The organism is Streptococcus toyakuensis, assembly GCF_024346585.1.
In the GTDB taxonomy this organism is placed as follows: domain Bacteria; phylum Bacillota; class Bacilli; order Lactobacillales; family Streptococcaceae; genus Streptococcus; species Streptococcus toyakuensis.
Window position 1 is genome coordinate 253,392 of record NZ_AP024523.1, and the last position, 26,244, is coordinate 279,635.

Consider the following 26,244-nt stretch of genomic DNA (forward strand, 5'->3'; position numbering starts at 1 on the left):
GATATAATAGTTCTATGAGATTGGATAAATTTTTAGTTGCCTGCGCTGTGGGGAGCCGGACTGAGGTCAAAAACATGCTCAAGGCTGGGCGAGTGACGGTAAATGGTAAAAAAGAGAAATCAGCTAAATTGCAGATTGATGAAGAAAGAGATGAGATTATCTTTGATGGGCAAGTGTTGGAGTATGAAGAGTTTGTCTACTACATGATGAACAAGCCCAAAGGAGTCATCTCAGCGACTGAGGATCCTAAGCACAGAACCGTTCTGGACTTGTTGGATGACTTGGCTCGGAGCAAGGAAGTTTTCCCAGTAGGACGCTTGGATATTGACACGCATGGTCTTTTGCTCTTGACCAATGATGGTCAGCTGGCCCATGCTCTTCTTTCACCTAAGCGTCATGTTGACAAGACGTATCAGGCACAAGTCAAGGGAATCATGACCCAAGAAGATGTGGAGATATTTGCTAAGGGAATTCCTCTTAAAGACTTTACTTGTCGGCCTGCTAAACTGGAGATTGTGTCCATAGATACAGAAAAAATTCAAAGCCAAATCCGTGTGACCATTGCAGAAGGGAAGTTTCATCAGGTCAAACGAATGGTTGCCTATTGCGGCAAGGAAGTAGTAGACTTGCAACGTTTGACTATGGGAACTTTAGTTTTAGATGAGAACTTGCAGCGAGGAGAATGGCGTCGCTTGACCAAGGAAGAATTAGAGGTTCTCCTTGCAAGTATTGCTTAATTGGATTTATATTCGAAAAAGGCGAGGGAGAATGTCCTTGCCTTTTATGTTTTTCAGTTGCTTCCTTTGTGAAAAGAGTTATAATAGACTGTAGAATAAAAGGAGGAATCTATGAACGCGATTCAAGAATCATTTACTGATAAACTATTTGCCAATTATGAAGCAAATGTAAAATACCAAGCGATTGAAAATGCTGCCAGCCACAACGGAATTTTTGCAGCTCTAGAACGTCGCCAAAGCCATGTAGATAATACACCTGTTTTCTCATTGGATTTGACCAAGGACAAGGTAACCAACCAGAAAGCGTCTGGTCGTTGCTGGATGTTTGCAGCTCTCAACACCTTCCGCCACAAGCTCATCTCACAATACAAACTGGAAAATTTTGAGTTATCACAGGCCCACACCTTCTTCTGGGACAAGTATGAGAAATCCAACTGGTTCTTGGAGCAAGTCATTGCGACTGCAGACCAAGACTTGACGAGTCGTAAGGTTAAATTCCTACTTCAAACACCACAACAAGACGGTGGTCAGTGGGATATGGTCGTTTCTCTCTTTGAGAAATACGGTGTCGTGCCTAAGTCAGTTTACCCTGAGTCTGTTTCATCTAGCAGCAGCCGTGAACTAAATGCAATCCTTAATAAATTACTTCGTCAAGATGCTCAAATCTTGCGTGACTTGCTTGTTTCTGGTGCAGATCAAGCGACTGTTCAAGCTAAGAAAGAAGACCTCTTGCAAGAAATCTTTAACTTTCTTGCTATGTCATTGGGTCTTCCGCCACGTAAATTTGACTTTGCTTATCGCGATAAGGATAACAACTACCAAAGTGAAAAGGGCATTACACCACAAGAATTTTACAAGAAATATGTCAATCTTCCTCTAGAAGATTACGTTTCTGTTATCAATGCTCCAACTGCTGACAAGCCTTACGGCAAATCTTACACAGTTGAGATGTTGGGAAATGTGGTTGGTAGCCGTGCGGTTCGTTACATCAACGTTCCAATGGAGCGCTTGAAAGAATTGGCGATTGCTCAAATGCAAGCAGGTGAGACTGTTTGGTTTGGTTCTGATGTTGGTCAGCTCAGCAACCGTAAAGCTGGAATCCTTGCGACAGATGTTTATGACTTTGAATCAAGCATGGATATTCAACTCACTCAAGACAAGGCTGGACGTTTGGACTACAGTGAGAGCTTGATGACCCACGCTATGGTCTTGACAGGTGTTGATTTGGACGAAAATGGCAAATCAATCAAGTGGAAGGTTGAAAACTCATGGGGAGACAAGGTCGGTACAGATGGTTACTTTGTTGCCTCAGACGCTTGGATGGACGAATACACTTACCAAATCGTTGTCCGTAAAGAATTGTTAACAACCGAAGAACAAGCTGCTTACGAAGCAGAACCAATAGTTCTTGCACCGTGGGATCCAATGGGAGCCTTGGCTGAATAAAAGCATAGAAAAAAGGAATCAGGTTTAGAACCTGGTTCCTTTTAAGTTGCTTGATTACATGATGTGAAGAACATGTGCCACAATACCCACTGCGAAGAGTGCAAGGATAATAGTGATTGGAGATACTTTTTTCTTAAGCAAGTACATGCAAAGGAAAGTAAGGAGTAGTCCTGATAGTCCAGGAATCAACATATCCAAGTTTTGTTGGAAAGTAGTAACTTTTTCAGATGTTTGAGATAATCCTTGTCCTACTTGTGCGAATGCTTCTTGGATACCTTTAGATCCTTCTGGCAATTTATCCCAATGGATATAAGCCTTTTCATCTAGTTGAACTTTGGCAACATCGAAAGCAAATTTAATATTTACCCAACGTTGAACAAGGACAGCAAGAATGAACATACCAAGGATAGAAGCACCTTTAGTGATGTCTTGGAGGATACCGCCAGACATGTCTTTAGTGATTTCTGATCCAGCCTTGTATCCAATCTCTTGTGTATACCACAAGAATGACATACGAATCAAGTTCCAAAGAACGAAGAAGAGGATTGGACCTAAGATATTACCAGTAAGGGCAAGTGAAGCACCGAGTGATCCAAGGATTGGGCGTACTGTAAACCAGAATACTGGGTCACCGATACCAGCAAGAGGCCCCATCATACCGATTTTAACCCCTTGGATAGCAGCGTCATCGATTTCAACACCGTTAGCACGTTCTTCTTCAAGTGCAAGAGTAACCCCCATGATTGGAGCGGCTACGTATGGGTGAGTGTTGAAGAACTCAAGATGGCGTTCAAGAGCAGCGATTTGATCTTCTTTCTTAGTGTAGAGTTTTTTAAGAGCTGGAATTAATGAGTAAGCCCAACCCAAGTTTTGCATACGTTCATAGTTCCAAGAACCTTGTAAGAAAGTTGAACGCCACCAAACTTTTTTACGATCTGATTTAGTTAATTGAAGTTTTTCAGTCATGATGTTTTCAGTCCTTTCTTATCTTAGTAGTCTTCTAGGATATCGCCGATTGGGTCGTTAGAAGTTGCGGCTCCTCCGCCACCATTTCCACCAGTTTTAGAAAGGTGAAGGTAGATAAGAGCGATAGCAACACCGATAGCACCAAATCCGATTAGAGTAATATCTGACACGGCAGCAAGCACGAAACCGATAGCGAAGAATGGCCATACTTCACGAGTTGCCATCATGTTGATAACCATAGCGTAACCAACGGCAACGACCATACCACCACCGATAGCCATACCATCTTTGAGCCAATCAGGCATAGCATTTAGAATGCTTTGTACTGTTTCAGTTGGTACCATTAGAAGGAGTGCTGCTGGGACTGCAATACGAAGACCTTGAAGAAGAAGTGCGACAAAGTGAGCACGTTCAACTGCTTTGAAGTCACCTTTTTTAGCAGAAGCATCAGCAGTGTGAACCAATCCGACAGAGAGTGTACGGACAATCATAGTCAAGAATAGACCAGCAACTGCAAGAGGGATAGCAACCGCTTGGGCAACACCGATACCTGTCTTAGTAAAGTCGCCACCAAGAACCATGATAATGGCAGCAGCAACAGAAGCAAGAGCAGCGTCAGGAGCTACGGCAGCTCCGATGTTAGCCCAACCAAGGGCGATCATTTGAAGAGAACCACCAAGGATAATCCCTGCTTCAAGGTTACCAGTAACAAGACCGATAAGGGTACAAGCTACGATTGGTTGATGGAATTGGAACTGGTCGAGGATACCTTCAAGACCTGCTAGGAAGGCTACAACGACTACTAAAACCATAGAAATAATAGACATCTTTAAAATCCTTTCATAAAATCGATTATTGCACGTTTGCTTTGTTGATCAAGTCAAACAAATCTTTTTTCGTGTCGTTTGGTACTTTACGTACATCAAATTCAACACCAAGGTCACGCATTTTTTCAAATGTAGCAACGTCTTCTTTATCCATAGACAAAACGTTGTTAACCATTGTTTTACCAGTTGAGTGAGCCATTGATCCAACATTAAGAGTTTTGATTGGCACGCCACCTTCGATAGCACGAAGGGCATCTTGAGGTGTTTCAAACAAGATAAGGGCATGTGTTTCTCCGAAGCGAGGGTCTTTTGCAACGTCGATTAGTTTTTGGATAGGAACAACGTTTGCTTTCACTTTACCTGGAGCTGCTTGTTTAATCAATTCTTTACGTAATTCGTCTTTAGCTACGTTATCTGAAGCAACGATGATACGGTCTGCTTTTGAATCTGGAGTCCAAGCAGTTGCAACCTGACCGTGAAGTAAACGAGTGTCTAGACGGGCAAGGTTGATTTTGAGTTTACCGTCTCCGATGACAGTTCCTTCTGGAATAGCAGCTTGGGCAACTGGAGCAGCTGCAGCGCTTGCTACTTCCTCAACTGGGTTGAGCTCTTCTGGAAGAGCCTTGATGCCATCTCTGGCTTCTTTAATGATATTAGCAGCGACTTTTTCTACACCTGCAGTAGCGTCCATCAGGCGCTCTGTGTAGGCTTGGATTAACATCGGTAAGTTAAGTCCTGTGATGATGGCAAACTTACGCTCAGGATTTTCTCCCATCACGCGGCTAGCTTGGTTAAATGGAGATCCACTCCAAAGGTCAGCCAAAACTAGAACCTCATCTTCTGCGTCAAATGCAGCAACAGCGTTATTAAACTTAGCGTATAGATCATCAGGACCTTCATTTGGCATAAAGGTTACAACTTGAACCTTTTCTTGTTCACCAAAGATCATAGATCCTGACTGATGAATACCCGCAGCAAATTCGCCGTGGCTCGCAATAATGATTCCGATACTCATTATTGTCATTCCTCCTTTTTTGTTTTAGTTTTCGTTTAAGAAAACTTTAAGACTTTTTAAGTATAAACCGTTTTCATCTAAAAATCAACTATTTATCATAAAATAATTAAAAAGATTACATCTGAAAATATTGATATATTGAGTTTTAGAGAAGTTTTTTTGAATCCTTATTAAAAAATTTAATATAAAAAAGTTGGAAGCGCATTCCAACTTTTAAAATAGGTTTTTATTAGATTAGTGGGTGAAGTCGAGTACCATACGTCCTTGGATTTGACCTTTTTCCATTTCGTCGAAAATGGCTACGGCATCTTCGACTGGGCGTTTTTGAACAACTGGAACTACCAAACCTTCTGCACCGAATTGGAAGGCTTCTTCCAAGTCTTTACGAGTTCCAACAAGAGAACCGATGACTTGGATTCCATCTAGAACGGTTTTTACGATGCTGAGTTCCATCATTTCAGAAGGAAGACCAACAGCGACTACGCGACCACCGGCACGAACTGAGTCAACAGCCTGATTGAAGGCAACTTTAGATACAGCAGTTACGACAGCTGAATGAGCTCCACCATCAGTTTTTTCCTTGATGAGTCCAGGTACATCTTCAACTTCGAGGCCGTTAATCACAATGTCAGCACCTACTTCTTTTGCAAGGGCAAGTTTGTCGTTATTGATATCAACTGCGATGACATGAGCATTGAATACTTTTTTAGCATATTGAACAGCTAGGTTACCAAGTCCACCAGCACCGTAAAGAACAACCCATTGGCCTGGTTCAACTTTTGCTTCTTTAATAGCTTTATAGGTTGTTACACCAGCACATGTGATAGAAGAGGCTTGGGCTGGATCAAGTCCGTCAGGAACTTTGACAGCATAGTCTGCAGTTACGATACATTGTTCAGCCATACCACCATCTACTGAGTAGCCAGCATTTTTCACTGTACGGCAAAGGGTCTCGCGACCAGTTGTACAGTATTCGCAAGTGCCACATCCTTCAAAGAACCAAGCAACGCTGACGCGGTCGCCGACTTTAAGGCTTTTTACATCTGGGGCAATTTCCTTAACGATACCAACACCTTCATGTCCTAGAACACGGCCTGGTACTTGGCCAAAGTCACCATGGGCAACGTGGAGGTCAGTGTGGCAAACACCACAGTATTCAATTTCTACAAGTGCTTCCCCAGTTTCAAGTGGACGGAGTACTTTTTCTTCAACAGCAACACCAGTGCTTTCTGGATTTACAACAACAGCTTTCATAGCTATCCTCCTTGATATTAACTGAGAGCAGGAGAAACAGGACTGGATTGATTTTGTGTCAACAGAGTCGAGTGTGACGAGCTCTCTTGTATTTATATGTGAAGTATATCACAAAAGAAAGCCTTTTCCAAGGTTTTGGATGCAAAAAGTAGAACAATCGATTAACTGGTTAATGAGATTGTGAAAAGAACACAAAGACCAGCCCGCAAGCTGGTCATACTCTTCGAAAATCAAATTCAAACCACGTCAGCTTCGCCTTGCCGTACTCAAGTACTGCCTACGGCTAGCTTCCTAGTTTGCTCTTTGATTTTCATTGAGTATCAGTATGGACTATAAGAATAAGTCTTGCAGGGTTTTGGCAACCCCGTCTTGGTCATTTGTCAAGAAAATTTGCTCATCTGCATAGGGGAGTAGCTCTGGGTTGGCATTTTTCATTGCATAACCTTTCCCAGCAAAAGCGAGCATTTCGGTATCATTGTGTTCGTCTCCAAAGGCAATCAAATCCTTTTTATCGCGGTTCATTACCTTGAGCAAGTAGTCCAAAGCAAAGGCCTTATTGACACCTTTTGGGGTACATTCAAGGATATTGAGCGGACCTCCCCAGGTATTGATAGACAGTTGATGCTGGTAGAAGGCGTTCATTTCTTTTGCCAAGGCATATTTGTCACTGGCTCTGGTCTGTAAAAGAATACAGTTAGGATCCTTGGTTACTAACTCAGGCTGGAATTGATCTTCAGGCTGGAAAGCTTCTACACCAAATAGTTTAGGATTGGCAATTTTTTCATTAGGATTTGTAATGTAGAATTTTTTACGATATTCTCCAGCGATAAAATCGGCTTGAATGTCCTCTGAACGTTGAACCATGTCTAGCAGATATTTTTTGTCTACGGTTAAACACTTTTCAAAGTTCCAAACTTGGTCTGGTAAATGAGTGAGGGAGCCGTTGAAGTTAATCATAGGAGTGTCTAAGCCTAGTTCACGGTAAAAATCTTTTGACATGCGGTAAGGGCGACCTGTCGTGATAATAACCTGATGGCCTTTTTCAGCAACTTTTTTAATGGTTTTTTTGGTAAAGTCAGAAATCTGACTGTCTGAGTTGAGCAGGGTTCCATCCAGGTCAACTGCAATAATTTTCTTCGTCATAGGGACCTTTCTAGTGTCTTTTCAGATAAGATGTCTACTATTATAGCAGAAAGCAGGCAGAAAAGCAGATTCGAAACCAAAAAAGAAATTTCATCAAATTCTTAAATAAATCAAACAAAGATATTGAAAAAGTGAATGATAAATGATATAATTCTATTATTGTTCGTAAAAATTAAAAGGAGATTGATAATGGACAAATTATTTAAACTAAAAGAGAACGGTACAGACGTTCGTACAGAGGTTCTCGCTGGTTTAACAACTTTCTTTGCAATGAGCTATATTCTCTTTGTAAACCCACAAATTCTTTCGCAAACAGGAATGCCTGCTCAGGGTGTGTTCCTCGCAACGATTATCGGTGCAGTTGCTGGTACCTTGATGATGGCCTTCTATGCTAACTTGCCATATGCTCAAGCGCCAGGTATGGGACTCAATGCCTTCTTTACCTTTACAGTTGTATTCGGACTTGGTTATTCATGGCAAGAAGCCCTAGCTATGGTCTTCATCTGTGGAATTATCTCATTGATTATTACCTTGACAAATGTTCGTAAAATGATCATTGAATCGATTCCGAATGCCCTTCGTTCAGCTATTTCAGCTGGTATCGGTGTCTTCCTTGCCTACGTGGGAATTAAGAATGCTGGGCTTTTGAAATTCTCTATCGATCCAGGAAATTATACGGTTGCAGGAGAAGGGGCTGACAAGGCTCAAGCAGCGATTACAGCAAATGCGTCAGCGGTTCCAGGATTGGTCAGCTTTAATAATCCAGCTGTTTTGGTGGCTCTTGCAGGACTTGCCATTACGATCTTCTTTGTTATTAAAGGGATTAAAGGGGGAATTATCCTCTCTATCTTGACAACGACTGTTCTTGCTATCGCAGTTGGTTTGGTAGATTTGTCTAGTATCGATTTTGCTAATAACCATGTTGGTGCAGCCTTTGAAGATTTGAAGACAGTCTTTGGTGCAGCTCTTGGTTCAGAAGGTTTGGGAGCTTTGATTTCAGATACAGCTCGCTTGCCTGAAACTCTGATGGCTATTCTCGCCTTCTCATTGACAGATATTTTTGACACAATTGGTACCTTGATCGGTACAGGTGAAAAAGTTGGTATCGTAGCGACAAATGGTGAAAATCATCAATCAGCTAAGTTGGACAAGGCTCTTTACTCTGACTTAATTGGTACTTCAATTGGTGCCATCGCAGGTACTTCAAACGTAACGACTTATGTTGAGTCTGCTGCTGGTATCGGTGCAGGTGGACGTACTGGTTTGACAGCCTTGGTCGTGGCAATCTGTTTTGCGATCTCAAGCTTCTTTAGCCCACTTCTAGCGATTGTACCAACAGCCGCTACAGCTCCAATCTTGATTATCGTTGGGATTATGATGTTGGCTAGCTTGAAAAATATCCATTGGGATGATATGTCTGAAGCGGTTCCTGCTTTCTTCACATCTATCTTTATGGGATTCAGCTACTCTATCACTCAAGGGATTGCAGTTGGTTTCTTGACTTACACTTTGACTAAGCTTGTTAAAGGTCAAGCTAAAGATGTTCATGTCATGATTTGGATTTTGGATGCCTTGTTTATCCTTAACTACATCAGTATGGCCTTATAATAGGATAACCCAGGGGGATTTTCCCCCTTTTTTAATATAAAGGAGATGGGTGATGAAAGAGAAAAATATGTGGAAAGAATTATTGAATCGTGCAGGTTGGCTGTTAATCTTTTTGCTGGCGACAATTTTATATCAGATTCCTATAGGGGTTACTGCTATTTTAACTTTAAATGCAGTACCACTGTTGCAGTCAGGACTGATAGTTGCTGGTATTTCGATTGTAGTTTTGGCACTATTTATTTTTGGAGCTCGTAAAACGCAATTAGCAAGTTTTAATTTTTCTTTTTTTAGAGCGAAGGATTTGGCACGTTTGGGCTTGAGTTATTTAGTTATTATCGGGTCAAATATACTTGGTTCTATCTTGTTACAACTGTCAAATGAGACGACAACAAGTAACCAGTCTCAGATTAACGATATGGTTCAGAATAGTTCTCTGATTTCCAGTTTCTTCTTACTAGCCTTGCTTGCTCCGATTTGTGAGGAAATCTTGTGCCGTGGGATTATTCCTAAAAAGATTTTCCGAGGAAAAGAGAACTTGGGATTTGTAGTCGGTACGATTGTGTTTGCTTTATTGCATCAACCAAGTAATTTACCTTCTTTATTGATTTATGGAGGTATGTCGATTGTTCTATCTTGGACGGCTTACAAGACCCAACGTTTGGAAATGTCTATCTTACTTCACATGATTGTGAATGGGGTTGCTTTCTGTTTGTTGGCTCTCGTGGTGATTTTGAGTCGGACATTAGGGATATCTGTTTAAGATTTTTGACAATTGCTTACTTGTTTCTACTGGGAAAAAGATGAATGCAATCGTGTCCATCTTTTTCTTTTTATGGTAAAATAGAGAAATAATATGATGAAAAACCTTGAGGGAGTGACCGATATGTCAAGTAAAGCCAATCATGCAAAGACAGCTATTTGCGGAATTATCAATGTAACACCGGATTCCTTTTCGGATGGTGGTCAATTTTTTGCTCTTGAGCAGGCACTTCAGCAGGCTCGTAAATTGATAGCAGAAGGGGCTAGTATGCTAGATATCGGCGGAGAATCGACTCGCCCGGGCAGTAGCAGTAGCTATGTTGAGATAGAAGAGGAAATCCAGCGTGTTGTTCCAGTGATCAAAGCGATTCGCAAGGAAAGTGATGTCCTCATTTCTATTGATACTTGGAAGAGTCAAGTAGCAGAAGCTGCTTTGGCTGCTGGTGCCAATCTAGTCAATGATATCACTGGTCTCATGGGTGATGAAAAAATGGCCCATGTGGTAGCAAAGGTTGGAGCGAAAGTAGTCATTATGTTTAATCCAGTCATGGCGCGACCTCAGCATCCTAGCTCGCTCATATTTCCTCATTTTGGTTTTGGTCAAGCTTTTACAGAGGAAGAGTTAGCTGACTTCGAAAAATTGCCAATCGAAGACTTGATGGAGGCTTTCTTTGACAGAGCCTTAGCGAGAGCGAATCAAGCTGGAATCGCACAAGAAAATATCCTGTTGGATCCAGGAATTGGCTTTGGTCTGACCAAGAAAGAAAATCTGCTTCTTTTACGGGATCTGGATAAACTACATCAGAAAGGATATCCAATCTTTCTCGGAGTGTCGCGCAAGCGGTTTGTCATCAATATCCTAGAAGAGAATGGTTTTGAAGTCAATCCTGAGACAGAACATGGTTTCCGCAATCGGGACACGGCCTCTGCTCATGTAACCAGTATCGCTGCGAGACAGGGTGTGGAAGTGGTGCGCGTGCATGATGTAGCTAGTCACAGGATGGCAGTTGAAATTGCCTCCGCTATTCGTCTGGCTGATGAAGCGGAAAATCTAGATTTAAAACAATATAAATAAGATGAAAGAATTTGAAAATAATCAGTGGATTGCTAACTACCGGACGGATCAACCGCATTTTGGCTTGGAACGAATGGTGGAACTGTTAGCTTTGCGTGGCAATCCCCATCTCAAACTCAAGGTCATCCATATTGGAGGAACCAATGGCAAGGGTTCGACCATTGCTTTTTTGAAAAATATGCTAGAAAAGCTAGGGCTGAGAGTTGGTGTTTTCAGCTCGCCCTATCTCATTCATTACACAGATCAGATTAGCATCAATGGGGAATCTATCCCAGAAGCTAGACTAGAAGCCCTCATGGCAGACTATCAGTCTTTGTTGGAAGGGGAATCGGCTACCAATTTGCAGGGGACAACTGAGTTTGAAATAATTACAGCTATAGCCTATGATTACTTTGCCTCAGAGCAAGTAGATGTGGCTATCATAGAAGTGGGTATGGGTGGTCTTTTGGATAGTACCAATGTCTGTCAGCCCATTTTGACAGGAATTACGACTATTGGATTGGACCATGTAGCCCTACTTGGTGACACCTTGGAAGTCATAGCAGAGCATAAAGCTGGTATTATCAAACAAGGTATTCCTTCGGTAACAGGTTGCATTGCTCCAGAAGCGCTAGCTGTGATTGACTCTATTGCAGAAGCAAAAAATGCGCCGAGAATTGCCTATGGGGCAGATTATCAAGTTAGTCATCAAAAGAGTGTGGTTACGGGTGAAGTCTTTGACTATACAAGTGTTGTCAGACAAGGTCGCTTCCAGACTGGCCTGCTTGGTTTGCACCAGATAGAGAATGCTGGGATGGCCATAGCTTTACTTGATACTTTTTGTCAAGAAGATGGTCGAGAGCTAGCAAGCAATCACTTGCTTGCTCAAGCTTTGGAAGAAACAAGTTGGCCAGGGCGTTTGGAAATCGTGTCAAGAGATCCCTTGATGATTTTGGATGGAGCCCACAATCCCCATGCTATTAAGGCTTTATTAGCAACCTTGCAAGAACGTTTTGCAGATTATCATAAGGAAATCCTATTTACCTGTATCAAAACCAAGGCCTTGGAGGATATGTTGGACTTGCTGGGGACACTACCAGATACCGAGCTTACCTTGACCCATTTTGACGATAGTCGGGCGACTGATGAAAGCATGCTGAAAGAGGCAGTTAGGTCTAGAAATCTCAGCTACCAAGGTTGGCAGGATTTTCTAGAGCAGAAATTGACAGATAAAAAAGAAGAGAAAAAAACAGTTAGGATTGTCACGGGTTCCTTGTATTTCTTGAGCCAAGTGAGGTCCTATCTGATGGAGAGGAAGAACGAGAATGGATACACAAAAGATTGAAGCAGCTGTAAAAATGATTATCGAAGCTGTAGGAGAGGACGCTAACCGCGAGGGCTTGCAGGAAACACCTGCTCGTGTGGCTCGTATGTACCAAGAGATTTTTTCAGGTCTTGGTCAAACAGCGGAGGAACATTTGTCAAAATCCTTTGAGATTATTGACGATAATATGGTGGTAGAAAAGGATATCTTTTTCCATACTATGTGTGAACACCACTTTCTACCATTTTATGGGAAAGCACATATTGCCTACATTCCAGATGGCCGTGTAGCAGGTTTGTCTAAGCTAGCCCGTACGGTTGAAGTTTATTCGAAAAAACCACAAATTCAAGAACGTTTGAATATCGAAGTGGCCGACGCCTTGATGGACTATCTAGATGCTAAAGGAGCCTTTGTTGTCATTGAGGCGGAACATATGTGTATGAGCATGCGAGGTGTCAGAAAACCAGGCACTGCAACCTTGACGACAGTAGCTCGTGGTCTATTTGAAACAGATAAGGACCTCCGAAATCAGGCTTATCGTTTAATGGGACTATAATACTCTTCGAAAATCAAATTCAAACCACGTCAGCTTCCATCTGCAACCTCAAAACAGTGTTTTGAGCAGCCTGCGGCTAGCTTCCTAGTTTGCACTTTGATTTTCATTGAGTATAAAAAGAATCCGCTTTGGGCGGATTTTTCTAGAAAGGACAAGTTATGGATCAACTGCAGATTAAGGATTTGGAAATTTTTGCCTATCATGGTCTTTTTCCTAGTGAGAAGGAATTGGGGCAGAAGTTTGTCGTTTCAGCCATCCTTTCCTATGATATGACCAAGGCGGCTACAGACTTGGATTTAACGGCTTCTGTCCATTATGGAGAATTGTGTCAGCAGTGGACGACTTGGTTTCAGGAAACAACTGAGGACTTGATTGAAACGGTAGCCTATAAGCTGGTAGAACGTACCTTTGATGCTTATCCTCTTGTCCAAGAAATTAAGCTGGAACTCAAAAAACCTTGGGCGCCAGTGCATTTGCCACTAGATACTTGCTCAGTAATCATTCATCGCCGCAAACAGCGAGCCTTTATCGCCCTAGGAAGTAATATGGGGGATAAGCAAGCCAATTTGGAACAAGCTATTGAGAAAATGCGAGCTCGAGGTATCCATATTCTCAAAGAGTCCAGTGTCTTGACGACGGAGCCTTGGGGTGGTGTTGAGCAGGATAGCTTTGCTAATCAAGTGGTTGAGGTGGAAACCTGGCTACCAGCCCCAGTGCTATTAGAGACCTTGTTAGCCATTGAGTCAGAGATGGGACGGGTGAGAGAAGTGCATTGGGGACCTCGTTTGATTGATTTGGACTTGCTCTTTGTGGAGGATCAGATACTTTATACGGACAACCTCATCTTGCCTCATCCTTATATAGCAGAACGCCTTTTTGTTCTTGAATCACTTCAAGAAATAGCGCCTCATTTTATCCATCCTACATTAAATCAACCTATCCGCAACTTGTATGATGCTTTGAAAAAATAGAAAAACTCTAGTTTTCAGTCGTTTGTAACTGAAGGCTAGAGTTTTTAAAATAGGTCATTTTCTTCTGGGAGGAGGATAGTTTCTCTACCATCCATGTCTAAAACAAGTACTCTTGGCGGATAAAGAGGGTCAAAAGGATGGTTAAAATCAAAATCAATGGCTGTAGGGAGGTGTTGACTTGAGAAGTGGAAGGTAATTTTTCCTTGGTTATTGAGCAATTGAAACTCAAGTTCTTCTTCCAATTCAAAGACATTTTTTAAGAAGTGGTCGATGATATACCAAAAAGAGTCAATAACGTCATCAGGCAAGCTGGTAACAATGCCAAAACTAGCCGATCGCATGTGGGTATTGGTAAAAGCCATATTTCTACCCCCTTTCTTTCCCTTATCATACAGCAAATAGGATTAAAAATCAAGAAAAGGTGATTTTTTCTTCATAAACATAGCTTCCTATGAAATTTTTTCAAATAATCTTCAAAAAACGCTTGAAAGTGTTTACAAATAGTGATAAAATGGAATAAGTGGAATCATGAAAATGAAATTTTCATACCGTCTCTTTTTTGGAGTCTCGTGAGGTATGATATAGAAAGGAAATGGAATGAATACAGACGATACAGTAACGATTTATGATGTCGCCCGTGAAGCAGGAGTTTCAATGGCGACGGTTAGCCGTGTAGTCAACGGCAATAAGAATGTAAAAGAGAATACTCGTAAAAAAGTACTTGAGGTGATTGATCGTTTGGATTACCGTCCAAATGCTGTGGCGCGTGGTCTTGCAAGTAAAAAGACAACCACTGTCGGTGTGGTGATCCCAAATATTACCAATGGTTATTTCTCAACGCTTGCCAAAGGAATTGATGATATCGCTGAAATGTACAAGTACAATATTGTCCTTGCTAATAGTGATGAGGACGATGACAAGGAAGTTTCAGTTGTCAATACACTATTTTCTAAGCAAGTGGATGGTATCATCTTTATGGGCTACCACTTGACTGAAAAAATTCGTTCAGAGTTTTCTCGTTCTCGAACACCAGTTGTTCTTGCAGGAACAGTAGATGTGGAGTACCAACTTCCAAGTGTTAATATTGACTACAAACAAGCAACGATTGATGCAGTGACCTACCTTGCTAAAGAAAATGAGCGCATTGCTTTCGTTAGCGGTCCATTAGTGGATGACATCAATGGTAAGGTTCGTTTGGTTGGCTACAAGGAAGCCTTGAAAAAAGCAGGGATTTCTTATAGCGAAGGATTGGTATTTGAGTCTAAATACACTTATGAAGATGGCTATGCCTTGGCAGAACGCTTGATTTCATCAAACGCAACTGCAGCAGTTGTAACAGGTGATGAATTGGCAGCAGGTGTCTTGAACGGCCTTGCTGATAAGGGTGTGTCAGTACCAGAAGAATTTGAAATCATTACTAGTGATGATTCACAAGTCTCACGCTTTACCCGTCCAAACTTGACCACTATTGCCCAACCTCTTTATGACCTTGGCGCCATTAGTATGCGTATGTTGACTAAGATTATGCACAAGGAAGAGTTGGAAGAACGTGAAGTTCTCTTACCTCATGGTTTGACAGAACGTCGCTCAACACGAAAACGTAAATAGAAAAAATCAGGGAATCGTGCAGATTTCCTGATTTTGCTTTCTGGAGAAGAGACTTACCCTTCCATATAGTCTTTCAAAGCCTGTCCTGTTAGTCCGGCATTGAGGGCAATGAGGAGTTTCAAGCGGGCTTTTTGGGCATTGAGTTCTTTAACAAAGAAGACACCTGCCTTTTGCAACTGCACGCCCCCACCTTGGTAGGCATAAACAGGTTCTGCAATACCGTTAAAGCATCGTGAAACAAGGGCGACTGGGATTCCTTGTTGCAGAAGGCTTTCTAATTTTTGAGCCGTTTCTTTGGGAACATTACCAGCCCCGAAGGCTTGGATAATCAAACCGTCCAATTGTTCCAAATCCAGCATATCAATCAGCTCATCTGTCATACCAGCATAAGCCGAGATGATAGGGACCAATCCTTGTATGTGATCAAGGTCAAAGCGAACACGAGGTTCAGCTGTTTTGAAGTAGAGGATTTCCCGCTTCGTAATCAGACCAAGTGGCCCATGTGTTGGGGTCTGGAAGGTGCCGACGTTGGTCGTATGTGTTTTGGTGACATATTTGGCAGCATGGATTTCATCGTTCATAACGACCAAAACTCCTTTGTCAGCAGCCTTGTCATCGCTAGCCACCCGTAAAGCACTCAGATAGTTATAAACACCGTCACTGCCGAGTTCATTGGAGCTACGCATGGCTCCTGTTAGAACGATGGGGATATGGGGAACTTCCATGGTATCAAGGAAATAGGCTGTTTCTTCCAAAGTATCGGTTCCGTGTGTGATTACCACTCCATCGTAGTTATCTGCTTCCTCTTTGATTTTTTTGTAGAGGGCCAGCATATGCTTGGGCTTGATATGGGGGCTTGGCAGGTTAAAAAAGTCCAAGGCGTGGACTTGGATTCCTTCGAGGGGATTGGACACATGGTTCATGGGATTATCTGAACTCGTCACAACAGCGCCAGAAGCATCGGCCTGCATGGAAATAGTCCCACCTGTATGTAAAACAAGGATTTTCTTAGGCATGATTTACTCACTCTTTCTGAAATGTGGTATAATCATTGTATCACAAAAGGGGAGATTGGGATAGGATGGAAGTCAAAGCTGTTTTTTTTGATATCGATGGAACCTTGGTCAACGATCGCAAGAGTGTTTTGAAATCCACTAAGGACGCGATTAAGATTGTCAAAGAACAAGGGGTACTAGTCGGCGTAGCGACAGGGCGAGGACCTTTTTTTGTTAAGGAATTGATGGACGATTTGGATCTGGATTTTGCGGTAACCTACAATGGCCAGTATATCTTTACTAAAGACAGAGTCTTGTTCACGAGCCCAATTTCCAAGTTACATTTGCGCCATCTCATTACGTATGCTAAAAAAGAGGGCAAGGAGATTGCCCTAGGGACTAAGGATGCCATGTTAGGTTCCAAAATCATGTCTTTTGGTCTGGGAACTTTTTCCCAACGAATCAGTCGCTTCGTTCCCTCTGTTTTAACTCGGACAGTGAGTCAGTCTTTTAATCGAATGGTCAGCAAGGTTGTTCCCCAAAAGGAAGAAGACCTGCTTCATCTGATGAATCAGCCTATCTACCAAGTTTTGATGCTGATGACGCCAGAAGAGTCTGAGAAGGCGGCAGCTGATTTTGAAGACTTGAAATTGACACGTAGCAATCCTTTTGCAGCGGATGTTATCAATCAAGGAAACTCTAAATTGGAAGGCATTAGACGAGTTGGGAAAGAATATGGTTTTGATCTTAACCAAGTCATGGCCTTTGGTGACTCAGATAACGACCTAGAAATGCTGGCGGGTGTCGGTATGTCGGTCGCTATGGGAAATGGTAGTAGCAGTGTCAAGGAAGTTGCCAAGCACATTACCACTAGCAATCAACAAGACGGAATCCACAAGGCCTTGGAACATTTTGGTGTTCTGGCCTCAGAAAAAGTCTTTGTCAGCCGTGACTATCATTTCAATAAGGTCAAGACCTTCCATCACATGATGGATGAACGGACCCAAGAAGAACCTCGAGCTTGGGATTTAGAAGGTGCAACCCATAGGGCTGGCTTTAAAATAGAAGAATTGGTGGAGTTTGTTCGAGCTGCTAGTCCTTCTGAAGAGGATTTTGGTCAAGCTGTATCGCAACTTCATCAAGCTCTTGATAAGGCAGCAGATAAAGTAGCCAAGAAGACACCTGCTCAGCAAGATTTGATAGGGCAAGTGGATGCCTTGATTGACACACTTTACTTCACCTACGGTAGTTTTGTCTTGATGGGGGTGGACCCAGAACGTATTTTTGACATTGTCCATCAGGCTAATATGGGGAAAATTTTTCCAGATGGCAAGGCTCATTTTGATCCAGTGACCCACAAAATCTTAAAACCAGATGATTGGGAAGAAAAATATGCCCCAGAACCTGCTATTAAAAAGGAACTGCAGCGTCAGCTCAAGGCTTACGAACGCCATAAAGAGAGAAATAATACTCAATGAAAATCAAAGAGCAAACTAGGAAACTAGCCGCAGGCTGCTCAAAACACTGCTTTGAGGTTGTAGATAAGACTGACGAAGTCAGCTCAAAACATGTTTTTGAGGTTGCAGATGGAAGTTGACGTGGTTTGAAGAGATTTTCGAAGAGTATAAATAGTAAACAAAAAGGAGCTAGGGGCTCCTTTTCTTCGTGATTACAAAGTTTTTTCTTGTTCTCTCACAACCAGCAAATCGACCTTAGCATGGCGGAGAATGTATTCAGATGAAGAACCGACCAAGAGGCGTTCAAAGGCGTTGAGACCAGTTGCGCCAACGAGGATGAGGTCCACTTCTTCAGCATCGGGAATAGTACGTGCCAGTAGGGTCTTTGGATTTCCCATTTCAATGACGATATGAACATCTGCCACACCAGCATCTTTAGCACGCTTTTCGTACTCTTTCATCAGACTTTCAGCGTCGACTTGGAGTTGTTCGTAAACTTCAGCATCAAAGGTGGATACGCTTTGGAGAGCGCGTGTGTCAATGACATGGGCGATGGTGAGTTTAGCGTTGTTTCGTAGAGCAGAATGAACTCCCTTGATAAAAGCCAAGTCCGCTTCCTTAGAACCATCGATTGCGACCATAATATTTTGGTAACGTTGTGCCATAATGAAACCTCCTGAAATTTTCTTACTATTATTGTAAACCTTTTCACTATAGAAGTAAAGCAAAAAAAGTATTTTTCAAAAGAATGTTAGTGCTTAAAATCTATATAATATATGATAAAATAAAAGAAAGGATAGCAGGAAACAAGTGAAGGGAGGGAGAATGATGAAAAACTCTTTTCAAAAATCAAATTTCCTTTATTATGGAATTATCCTAGTTTCAGTCTTGGTAGAAGTGATTATGATCTGGCAATTAGAGAGTCTGGTACCGTTTCTTTATCCAGGGTTTATCGGATTTTTAGTCTTTCATGTACTCTACCATCTAATTTTATTCCTGGTTGCAAAACGAAGTGGGCGTTGGGATTACTTGACGATATGGGGGCTTTTCCTCATGTTCAATCTTCTTTATGACTCCTTTTTAGGCTTGCTTTTTCTAGGTTTATCTTTTGGTATGTGATCTGTCTTTGGCAAAATTCCTGCTATTTCCCCTGTCTTGACCTCGCTTTTAGTGAGGTTTTTCTTCTGTAGGATTTTAGTAACACATTTCAGTAAACTTGTCGCATTGTCTTTCTAGTGGTATAATGTTACTATCTCGATGAATTGAGGAAACAAGATGAAAGAATATAACAAGTCTAGTAAGTTAGAGCATGTTGCTTATGATATCCGTGGTCCTGTTTTGGAAGAAGCCATGCGGATGCGAGCAAACGGAGAAAAGATTTTACGTCTGAATACAGGAAATCCAGCAGAATTTGGCTTTACAGCGCCAGACGAGGTCATTCATGACTTGATTATGAATGCGCGTGATAGTGAAGGGTATTCTGACTCAAAAGGGATTTTCTCAGCCCGTAAGGCCATCATGCAGTATTGCCAATTGAAGAAATTCCCAAATGTAGATATTGATGATATTTACCTTGGAAATGGTGTCAGTGAGCTGATTGTCATGTCCATGCAGGGGCTTTTGGACAATGGGGATGAGGTCTTAGTGCCAATGCCAGACTATCCTCTATGGACGGCCGCTGTCAGTCTAGCTGGAGGAAATGCTGTTCACTATATCTGTGATGAAGCTGCAGAATGGTACCCAGATATTGACGATATCAAGTCAAAAATCACTTCCAACACCAAGGCAATCGTCCTTATCAATCCAAACAACCCAACTGGAGCCCTTTATCCTAAGGAACTCTTGTTGGAGATTATTGAGACTGCCCGTCAAAACGATTTGATTATCTTTGCGGATGAAATCTATGACCGTATGGTCATGGATGGACATGTGCATACGCCTGTGGCGAGCTTGGCACCAGATGTCTTCTGTGTTAGCATGAATGGTCTGTCAAAATCCCATCGTATCGCTGGTTTCCGTGTGGGTTGGATGGTCTTGTCTGGACCTAAGACACATGTTAAGGGCTATATCGAAGGACTCAATATGCTGTCCAATATGCGCCTTTGCTCTAACGTTTTGGCCCAACAGGTCGTACAAACTTCCTTGGGTGGTCACCAATCAGTTGATGAATTGCTCCTTCCTGGTGGACGAATTTACGAGCAAAGAAATTTCATTTACAATGCTATCCAAGAGATTCCAGGTTTATCTGCTGTTAAACCCAAGGCTGGACTCTATATCTTCCCTAAAATCGACCGCAATATGTACCGCATCGATGATGATGAGCAGTTTGTCCTTGATTTCTTGAAGCAGGAAAAGGTTCTCTTGGTTCATGGTCGAGGCTTTAACTGGCAGGAACCAGACCACTTCCGTATCGTTTACCTTCCTCGTGTTGATGAACTAGCCCAAATCCAAGAAAAAATGACTCGTTTCTTGAAACAGTATCGTAGATAGGGCTTACATTCGAAAAAGCTGGAAACATTTGCCTAGAGCTATTGACAAAAGTGAAAGAATCAGATAGAATAGTAAAGTATGTTTAGTAACTGATCACTTTATAGCCGGCTAAACGAATACAAAATCTATGAGGAGGTATTCATCGTGAAACGTACTTATCAACCAAGTAAACTTCGTCGTGCGCGCAAACACGGATTCCGTAACCGTATGTCAACTAAAAACGGTCGTCGCGTATTGGCAGCTCGTCGTCGTAAAGGACGCAAAGTTTTGGCTGCATAAACCAAACGAACTATAACAAAAATCAGTAGGAACTCGAGTCTACTGATTTTTATTTTTGTAAAAAAGTTAAAAAGGCTTTATATTTTTGCTCAAATAGTGTATAATATTTCACATACTGTAAAAATGGAGAATAATCATGAAGAAATCAAAAGTTATGCTTTTTGGAGCTATGGCTTTGACAGCAGGTCTAGCTCTAGCGGCATGTGGGTCTTCCCAATCAAGTAATGCAGACAAGACTTACTCTTATATCTTTGTTAGCAACCCAGATACCTTGGATTATATTACCTCTACACGAGACTCAACATCTAGTATCACAACCAACTTGATTGATGGGTTGTTGGAAAATGACCAGTATGGTAATCTCATCCCATCTATGGCTGAGTCATGGACAGTGTCAAAAGATGGTTTGACCTACACTTATAAAATCCGTCAGGGGGCTAAATGGTACACTTCTGAAGGAGAAGAGTATGCAGATGTAACGGCTCATGACTTTGTGACTGGTCTCAAGTATGCGGCTGATAAAAAGGCTGAAAACTTGTACTTGGTACAAGACTCTATCAAGGGTCTAGCAGACTATGTTGAAGGGAGAACATCTGATTTTGGAACTGTTGGTGTTAAGGCAGTGGATGATTACACACTACAATACACCCTCATCCAACCTGAAACTTATTGGAACTCTAAAACAACAGCAAGTATTCTTAGTCCTGTAAATGAAGCCTTCTTGAAGTCTAAGGGAGATGACTTTGGAAGTGTGACACCATCAAGTATCTTGTCAAATGGTCCTTACTTGTTTAAGTCCTTCACATCCAAATCTTTGATTGAATTTGATAAAAATCCTAATTACTGGGATAAGGACAATGTTAAAATCGAGAAAGTGAAGCTCTCTTTCTTTGACGGATCTGACCAAGATAGCATTGCTAGAGGTTTCTTGGATGGTAACTATACAGATGGTCGTATCTTCCCAACAAGTTCAGTCTTTGCTGAGCTTAAGAAGGGAAATGAGGACAAGATTACCTATACACCACAAAACTCAGTTACTTTCTATTATCTTTTCAACGTCAATCGTCAAAGCTACAAGCAGACTATGAAACAGTCTGATAAGGAAAAGACAGATTCACGCGCAGCCATGCAAAATAAAGATTTCCGTCAGGCTATCAACTTTGCCTTTGACCGTCATGCTTATGCAGCGCAGACAAATGGTGAAGATGGAGCAGACCGTATCTTGCGTAACACGGTTACACCAAGTAACTTTGTCCAAGTTGGTGATAAGAACTTTGGTGACATTGTCAATGAAAAAATTGTCAACTACGGTAAAGATTGGGCAAATATTAACCTAAACGATGGTAAGCAAGCCTTCTTGAACCCTGACAAGGCCAAAGAGAAATTTGCGAAGGCCAAAGAAAGCCTGCAAGCACAGGGAGTAACCTTCCCAATTCATTTGGATATGCCAGTTGACCAGACTGCTAAGTTGGATGTGCAACAGGCTGGATCTTTCAAACAAACAGTGGAAGAAACCCTTGGTAAGGAGAATGTGGTTATCGATGTTATCCAACTTTCTCCGGATGAAAAAGACCAGGCAACTTACTTTGCAGATACAGCAGAACAAAAAGACTACGATATCGACATCTCAGGATGGGGAGGAGACTACTCAGATCCTAAGACTTACCTAGCGATCCTTGATCCAGAGACAGGCTCTCAGTTGAAAAACATGGGCTTGTCTGAAGGAAAAGACAAGGAAGTCAAGGACAAGATTGGTCTTGCTGACTACAAGAAACTCTTGGATCAGGCTGATGCGGAAATCACAGATACTCAAGCTCGCTATGAAAAATATGCTGAAGCCCAAGCTTGGTTGACAGATAGTGCCCTCTTCCTACCAGTTCAAAGTGGTGGAGCTAACCCAATCTTCCGTAAGACTGTACCGTTTACAGGACCATTCTCATTCGTTGGTCATAAGGGAAATGCGGACAACTACAAATATGTTGAATTGCAAAAAGAGCCAGTCACTGCTAAACAGTACCAAGAACTCTATGAAAAATGGCTGAAAGAAAAAGCTGAGTCAAATAAAAAAGCTCAGGAAGATTTAGCTAACCACATTCAATGATATTCCTAGTCATGCTTTTCAGTTAATACTCTTCGAAAATCTCTTCAAACCACGTCAGCGTTGCCTTACCGTATATATGGTTACTGACTTCGTCAGTTCTATCTGCAACCTCAAAACAGTGTTTTGAGCTGACTTCGTCAGTTTCATCTACGACCTCAAAGCAGTGCTTTGAGCAGCCTGCGGCTAGCTTCCTAGTTTGCTCTTTGATTTTCATTGAGTATAAGCATAGTGACTGGATTCAGAAAAAGGCCTTACCAGACGCTTATTGGTTCTGGTAGGGCCTTTTCTTTATTCTTTTAAGTGATAAGAGTAGCTAGCGACAACGACGTCTTGGTGCCAACGAAGAGCATATTTGAGTTTGAGACTCATCTGATTGTGCAGGATATTTTGCCAAGGTTTATTAGGGATAAACTGGGGGACGAGGACAGTGACTGTATAGTTCTTTTTCTGAGCTTCCTCGGAAATCCGTTTGACATACTTGACAGTAGGGGTGATGATGTCGCGGTAGCTGGTCTTGATGTTTTTTAGAGTAATGGTTGGGAAGTAATCGGCAAATTCTTGGAGAATTTCTTGATCTTTTTCTGCGGTTTCCTTGGTAGAAATATGCATGGCTAGGACTTCGTCACCGATACTTTGAGCGTAGTTAATGGCTCCGACGCTGACTCGGGTGACATTTCCTACTAGGACCAGAACCAGATTGCCATCGTAAGTACGTTTTTCGATTCCTTCATAGAGTCGCAGTTGTTGGGCTACTTTTTGGTAATGACTGTGAATTGCCAAGAAGAGTAGGGTGAGTACGAGAATAATCGGGAAGAAAGGCCAGATATCACTGAGACGGAAAAAGAGCAGGATTAGCACAATGGCGTAGCAAATGATTGCCCCGATGATATTAGCAAGAGCAGGTTTTAAGAAATTTACCCCTTTTTCTTTTTTCCAATGGCGAATCATCCCAGTCTGAGAAAGGGCAAAGGGAACGAAGACCCCGATAGTATAAAGGGGAATCAAACGTTCGGTATTGCCATTAAAAATGAGAAGAAGAATCATAGCCCCAAATGCCAGAGTTAAAATTCCATTAGAGTAGCCTAGGCGATCTCCTTTTTCCATAAAGAGATGGGGCATGTATTTGTTTTTAGCCATATTGTAAGCCAGCATAGGGAAGGCCGAAAAGCCAGTATTTGCAGCTACGGCCAAAATCAAGGCTGTGGAGAATTGGAAGATATAATAGCCAAGGTGACCTAAGAAGGAATTACCAAGGATGCCTTGAGCCATCTGTGAAAGAATAGTTTCTCCGTGTTGAGGCATAATCCCCATCCAGTAGTTTAGGAAGGTAATGCCTGCAAAAAGAAAACCTAAAATCAAGGCCATGATGGTCAAGGTCTGAGCGGCATTCTTTTCTTTCGGAGCCTTGAAAAAGGGAACGGCATTTGAAATAGCTTCAACTCCTGTCAGAGAGGCAGAGCCGCTGGTAAAGGCTCTTAGAATGAGAACGATAGACAGGCTCGGAGCAGCATGCCCAATAGGTGAAGTTGCCTGATAGCTGAGAGACCCTGTCATTAGTTGAAAGATTCCGTAGAGCAAGAGAAAGACAGTACTGATGATAAAGAGATAGACAGGAATCATCAGTGAACTGGCAGATTCTTTTAAGCCCCGTAAATTCAAGAGCATAAGCAAGCAAACTAGAAAAATGGAAATGTGGAGGTTGTAAGGGTGTAGAGCAGGGAGAGCTGCTGTGATAGCATCGGCTCCAGATGCAACAGATACCGCTACGGTCAGCATGTAGTCAACTAGCAGACTACCTCCAGCGATTAAGCCAAGTTCGGGAGATAGATTTTCTCGAGTAACCATATAGGCCCCTCCCCCTTGAGGGTAGGCATGGATGATTTGACGGTAGGAGACGGTCAGGCTAGATAGGAGCAGGAGGACAAAGAGGCCGATAGGAAGGCTCCACCATATCGCAAGAGGAGAGAGACTAGCCAAGACGAGGACTACTTGCTCAGGCCCATAGGCAATGGAAGATAGAGCGTCGCTTGACAACATGGCCAAGGCCTGCATTTTTCCCAGCAGACCTCCCTCGCCTTCTGTTAAGGATTTAAGAGGACGACCGATAAAAGTCTGTTTTAATTTTGTAAACATGGTATTTTCCTTTTCTGAAAATTTCAATAAGTGCTATTATACTGCTTTGGGAAAATAGCGTCAAGAGAGGACGATGGATTTTAGAATATTTTGTACAGATGAGGAGAGAGGTCAGTTTTTTTGCTATAATAGTAGATAGAAAACGAGGTTAGAAGAGATGATTTTTGATACACATACACACTTGAATGTAGAAGAATTTGCAGGTCGTGAGGCAGAAGAAATTACCTTGGCTGCTGAGATGGGTGTGACACAGATGAATATTGTTGGTTTTGATAAACCGACGATTGAGCGTGCTTTGGAGTTGGTGGATGAGTACGACCAACTCTACGCGACTATTGGTTGGCATCCGACAGAAGCGGGGACTTACACGGAGGAGATTGAAGCCTACTTGCTTGATAAGCTCAAGCATCCAAAGGTAGTTGCCTTGGGTGAGATTGGTTTGGATTACCATTGGATGACAGCGCCAAAAGAGGTGCAGGAGCAGGTTTTTCGCCGTCAGATTCAGTTATCTAAGGACTTGGATTTGCCTTTTGTAGTTCATACCCGTGATGCGTTGGAAGATACCTATGAGATTATCAAGAGCGAGGGCGTTGGTCCTCGAGGTGGTATCATGCATTCATTTTCAGGGACGCTTGAGTGGGCAGAGAAGTTTGTCGAGCTTGGTATGACCATTTCCTTCTCAGGAGTGGTGACTTTCAAGAAGGCAACTGACATCCAAGAAGCAGCTAAAGAGTTACCTTTGGACAAGATTTTGGTGGAAACGGATGCTCCCTACTTGGCTCCTGTTCCTAAACGTGGTCGTGAAAATAAAACAGCCTACACTCGCTATGTAGTGGACTTTATCGCTGACTTGCGTGGCATGACGGCAGAAGAGCTAGCGGCGGTAACAACTGCAAATGCGGAGCGAATTTTTGGATTGGATAGCAAATAATGAAAGAAAAAATTTCTCAAGTTATCGTGGTCGAAGGGCGCGATGATACGGCCAATCTCAAACGTTACTTCGATGTAGAGACCTATGAGACCCGAGGTTCTGCCATCAATGATCAGGATATAGAGCGGATTCAGCGCTTGCACCAACGTCATGGAGTCATTGTCTTTACAGACCCAGATTTTAATGGGGAGCGGATTCGGCGCATGATCATGACGGCCATTCCAACGGTTCAGCATGCCTTCCTCAAACGAGATGAAGCTGTTCCCAAGTCCAAAACCAAGGGGCGTTCTCTGGGAATTGAGCATGCCAGCTATGAAGATTTGAAAACGGCTCTAGCTCAGGTGACAGAACAATTTGAACATGAGAGTCAGTTTGACATCAGTCGTAGCGACTTGATTCGCCTTGGTTTTCTAGCAGGGTCAGACAGCCGTAAGCGCAGAGAATATCTAGGAGAGGCTCTCCGAATCGGCTATTCCAACGGCAAGCAACTCCTCAAACGCCTAGAGTTGTTTGGGGTCACCTTGGCGGAAGTGGAAGAAGCTATGAAATCTTATGAGTAGGAAAGATGTAGCCGTTACAATTTTTTAAGT

The 26,244-nt window shown here is 42.3% G+C and carries 27 protein-coding genes; 17 read left to right on the forward strand and 10 right to left on the reverse strand.

Going from position 1 to position 26,244, the window contains the following annotated elements; genetic code table 11:
- Positions 1-14: 14 nt before the first annotated feature.
- Both STYK_RS01320 and pepC read left to right on the forward strand, forming a co-directional pair.
- Positions 15-737, forward strand: a complete 723-nt coding sequence (locus STYK_RS01320; RefSeq protein ID WP_261805097.1) for a pseudouridine synthase — start codon at positions 15-17, stop codon at positions 735-737.
- 111 nt (positions 738-848) lie between these two features.
- Positions 849-2,183: an aminopeptidase C gene (pepC, locus tag STYK_RS01325; RefSeq protein ID WP_261805098.1), complete on the forward strand. Its 1,335-nt coding sequence runs from the start codon at positions 849-851 to the stop codon at positions 2,181-2,183.
- Positions 2,184-2,237: 54 nt separating this feature from the next.
- On the opposite strand, the gene STYK_RS01330 is transcribed toward pepC, so the two are convergent.
- The 5 genes from STYK_RS01330 to STYK_RS01350 form a co-directional block, all read right to left on the reverse strand.
- Positions 2,238-3,149 (reverse strand): PTS system mannose/fructose/sorbose family transporter subunit IID, encoded by a 912-nt coding sequence (locus tag STYK_RS01330; protein ID WP_000136865.1) that lies wholly within the window; start codon positions 3,147-3,149, stop codon positions 2,238-2,240.
- Between the two features lie 23 nt (positions 3,150-3,172).
- Positions 3,173-3,976 carry a PTS mannose/fructose/sorbose transporter subunit IIC gene (locus STYK_RS01335; RefSeq protein ID WP_000022716.1) on the reverse strand — a complete coding sequence of 268 codons (804 nt, stop codon included), beginning with the start codon at positions 3,974-3,976 and terminating at the stop codon, positions 3,173-3,175.
- A 25-nt stretch (positions 3,977-4,001) separates the two neighbouring features.
- Entirely contained in the window at positions 4,002-4,991 is a 990-nt protein-coding gene (locus STYK_RS01340) for a PTS sugar transporter subunit IIB (protein ID WP_247953465.1), read from the reverse strand.
- A 234-nt stretch (positions 4,992-5,225) separates the two neighbouring features.
- Positions 5,226-6,245 carry an alcohol dehydrogenase AdhP gene (adhP, locus tag STYK_RS01345; RefSeq protein WP_000649186.1) on the reverse strand — a complete coding sequence of 340 codons (1,020 nt, stop codon included), beginning with the start codon at positions 6,243-6,245 and terminating at the stop codon, positions 5,226-5,228.
- Positions 6,246-6,575: 330 nt separating this feature from the next.
- Positions 6,576-7,388 (reverse strand): Cof-type HAD-IIB family hydrolase, encoded by an 813-nt coding sequence (locus STYK_RS01350; RefSeq protein ID WP_261805099.1) that lies wholly within the window; start codon positions 7,386-7,388, stop codon positions 6,576-6,578.
- A gap of 189 nt (positions 7,389-7,577) precedes the next feature.
- On the opposite strand from STYK_RS01350, the gene STYK_RS01355 reads away from it, so the two are divergent.
- The 6 genes from STYK_RS01355 to folK all read left to right on the forward strand — a co-directional run bounded on the left by STYK_RS01355 (position 7,578) and on the right by folK (position 13,660).
- Positions 7,578-8,996 (forward strand): NCS2 family permease, encoded by a 1,419-nt coding sequence (locus tag STYK_RS01355; RefSeq protein ID WP_000359256.1) that lies wholly within the window; start codon positions 7,578-7,580, stop codon positions 8,994-8,996.
- Between the two features lie 52 nt (positions 8,997-9,048).
- Positions 9,049-9,756 (forward strand): CPBP family intramembrane glutamic endopeptidase, encoded by a 708-nt coding sequence (locus STYK_RS01360; RefSeq protein WP_049499884.1) that lies wholly within the window; start codon positions 9,049-9,051, stop codon positions 9,754-9,756.
- Between the two features lie 93 nt (positions 9,757-9,849).
- Complete coding sequence (gene folP, locus STYK_RS01365; protein ID WP_261805100.1) at positions 9,850-10,830, forward strand: dihydropteroate synthase; 981 nt, start codon at positions 9,850-9,852, stop codon at positions 10,828-10,830.
- 1 nt (position 10,831) lies between these two features.
- On the forward strand, positions 10,832-12,154 hold the full coding sequence (locus STYK_RS01370; RefSeq protein ID WP_084923163.1) for a bifunctional folylpolyglutamate synthase/dihydrofolate synthase: 1,323 nt from the start codon (positions 10,832-10,834) through the stop codon (positions 12,152-12,154).
- Positions 12,135-12,689, forward strand: coding sequence for a GTP cyclohydrolase I FolE (folE, locus tag STYK_RS01375; RefSeq protein WP_084923161.1), 555 nt, complete (start codon positions 12,135-12,137; stop codon positions 12,687-12,689). The genes STYK_RS01370 and folE overlap by 20 nt, the downstream gene beginning before the upstream one ends.
- Positions 12,690-12,847: 158 nt before the next feature.
- Positions 12,848-13,660 (forward strand): 2-amino-4-hydroxy-6-hydroxymethyldihydropteridine diphosphokinase, encoded by an 813-nt coding sequence (gene folK / locus STYK_RS01380; RefSeq protein WP_261805101.1) that lies wholly within the window; start codon positions 12,848-12,850, stop codon positions 13,658-13,660.
- Between the two features lie 44 nt (positions 13,661-13,704).
- On the opposite strand, the gene STYK_RS01385 is transcribed toward folK, so the two are convergent.
- Positions 13,705-14,022, reverse strand: a complete 318-nt coding sequence (locus STYK_RS01385) for a DUF960 domain-containing protein (RefSeq protein ID WP_000886035.1) — start codon at positions 14,020-14,022, stop codon at positions 13,705-13,707.
- A 235-nt stretch (positions 14,023-14,257) separates the two neighbouring features.
- Between STYK_RS01385 and ccpA the strand changes: the two genes are divergently transcribed.
- Complete coding sequence (gene ccpA, locus STYK_RS01390) at positions 14,258-15,268, forward strand: catabolite control protein A (RefSeq protein ID WP_261805102.1); 1,011 nt, start codon at positions 14,258-14,260, stop codon at positions 15,266-15,268.
- A 53-nt stretch (positions 15,269-15,321) separates the two neighbouring features.
- Here the strand turns inward: ccpA and STYK_RS01395 are convergent, their stop codons facing one another.
- A complete protein-coding gene (locus STYK_RS01395; protein WP_261805103.1) occupies positions 15,322-16,284 on the reverse strand; it encodes an asparaginase in 963 nt (320 codons plus the stop codon).
- A gap of 65 nt (positions 16,285-16,349) precedes the next feature.
- Here STYK_RS01395 and STYK_RS01400 point away from each other — a divergent pair, with 65 nt between their 5' ends.
- Together STYK_RS01400 and STYK_RS01405 are read left to right on the forward strand one after the other, a co-directional pair.
- The gene (locus tag STYK_RS01400; protein WP_173226005.1) at positions 16,350-17,741 is read left to right on the forward strand and encodes a Cof-type HAD-IIB family hydrolase; all 1,392 of its coding nucleotides are present in this window, start codon (positions 16,350-16,352) and stop codon (positions 17,739-17,741) included.
- Complete coding sequence (locus STYK_RS01405) at positions 17,738-17,860, forward strand: hypothetical protein (protein WP_031222600.1); 123 nt, start codon at positions 17,738-17,740, stop codon at positions 17,858-17,860. The genes STYK_RS01400 and STYK_RS01405 overlap by 4 nt, the downstream gene beginning before the upstream one ends.
- A gap of 72 nt (positions 17,861-17,932) precedes the next feature.
- Here the strand turns inward: STYK_RS01405 and STYK_RS01410 are convergent, their stop codons facing one another.
- The gene (locus STYK_RS01410; RefSeq protein WP_173226007.1) at positions 17,933-18,385 is read right to left on the reverse strand and encodes a universal stress protein; all 453 of its coding nucleotides are present in this window, start codon (positions 18,383-18,385) and stop codon (positions 17,933-17,935) included.
- 160 nt (positions 18,386-18,545) lie between these two features.
- On the opposite strand from STYK_RS01410, the gene STYK_RS01415 reads away from it, so the two are divergent.
- From STYK_RS01415 to STYK_RS01430, 4 genes are all read left to right on the forward strand, one after another.
- On the forward strand, positions 18,546-18,839 hold the full coding sequence (locus tag STYK_RS01415) for a hypothetical protein (protein WP_173226009.1): 294 nt from the start codon (positions 18,546-18,548) through the stop codon (positions 18,837-18,839).
- Between the two features lie 156 nt (positions 18,840-18,995).
- Positions 18,996-20,210 carry a pyridoxal phosphate-dependent aminotransferase gene (locus tag STYK_RS01420; RefSeq protein WP_261805104.1) on the forward strand — a complete coding sequence of 405 codons (1,215 nt, stop codon included), beginning with the start codon at positions 18,996-18,998 and terminating at the stop codon, positions 20,208-20,210.
- 144 nt (positions 20,211-20,354) lie between these two features.
- Entirely contained in the window at positions 20,355-20,489 is a 135-nt protein-coding gene (gene rpmH, locus STYK_RS01425) for a 50S ribosomal protein L34 (RefSeq protein WP_000831905.1), read from the forward strand.
- 136 nt (positions 20,490-20,625) lie between these two features.
- Positions 20,626-22,590 carry a peptide ABC transporter substrate-binding protein gene (locus STYK_RS01430; RefSeq protein ID WP_261805105.1) on the forward strand — a complete coding sequence of 655 codons (1,965 nt, stop codon included), beginning with the start codon at positions 20,626-20,628 and terminating at the stop codon, positions 22,588-22,590.
- Positions 22,591-22,612: 22 nt separating this feature from the next.
- Here STYK_RS01430 and STYK_RS01435 read toward each other — a convergent pair whose 3' ends face one another.
- Positions 22,613-22,804: a hypothetical protein gene (locus STYK_RS01435; protein WP_020903077.1), complete on the reverse strand. Its 192-nt coding sequence runs from the start codon at positions 22,802-22,804 to the stop codon at positions 22,613-22,615.
- Between the two features lie 74 nt (positions 22,805-22,878).
- On the reverse strand, positions 22,879-24,723 hold the full coding sequence (locus STYK_RS01440) for an APC family permease (protein WP_261187521.1): 1,845 nt from the start codon (positions 24,721-24,723) through the stop codon (positions 22,879-22,881).
- 157 nt (positions 24,724-24,880) lie between these two features.
- Here STYK_RS01440 and STYK_RS01445 point away from each other — a divergent pair, with 157 nt between their 5' ends.
- Together STYK_RS01445 and rnmV are read left to right on the forward strand one after the other, a co-directional pair.
- On the forward strand, positions 24,881-25,654 hold the full coding sequence (locus STYK_RS01445; RefSeq protein ID WP_049543701.1) for a TatD family hydrolase: 774 nt from the start codon (positions 24,881-24,883) through the stop codon (positions 25,652-25,654).
- On the forward strand, positions 25,654-26,214 hold the full coding sequence (gene rnmV, locus STYK_RS01450; protein ID WP_049543702.1) for a ribonuclease M5: 561 nt from the start codon (positions 25,654-25,656) through the stop codon (positions 26,212-26,214). Before STYK_RS01445 ends, rnmV begins: the two co-directional genes overlap by 1 nt.
- Positions 26,215-26,244 lie beyond the last annotated feature (30 nt).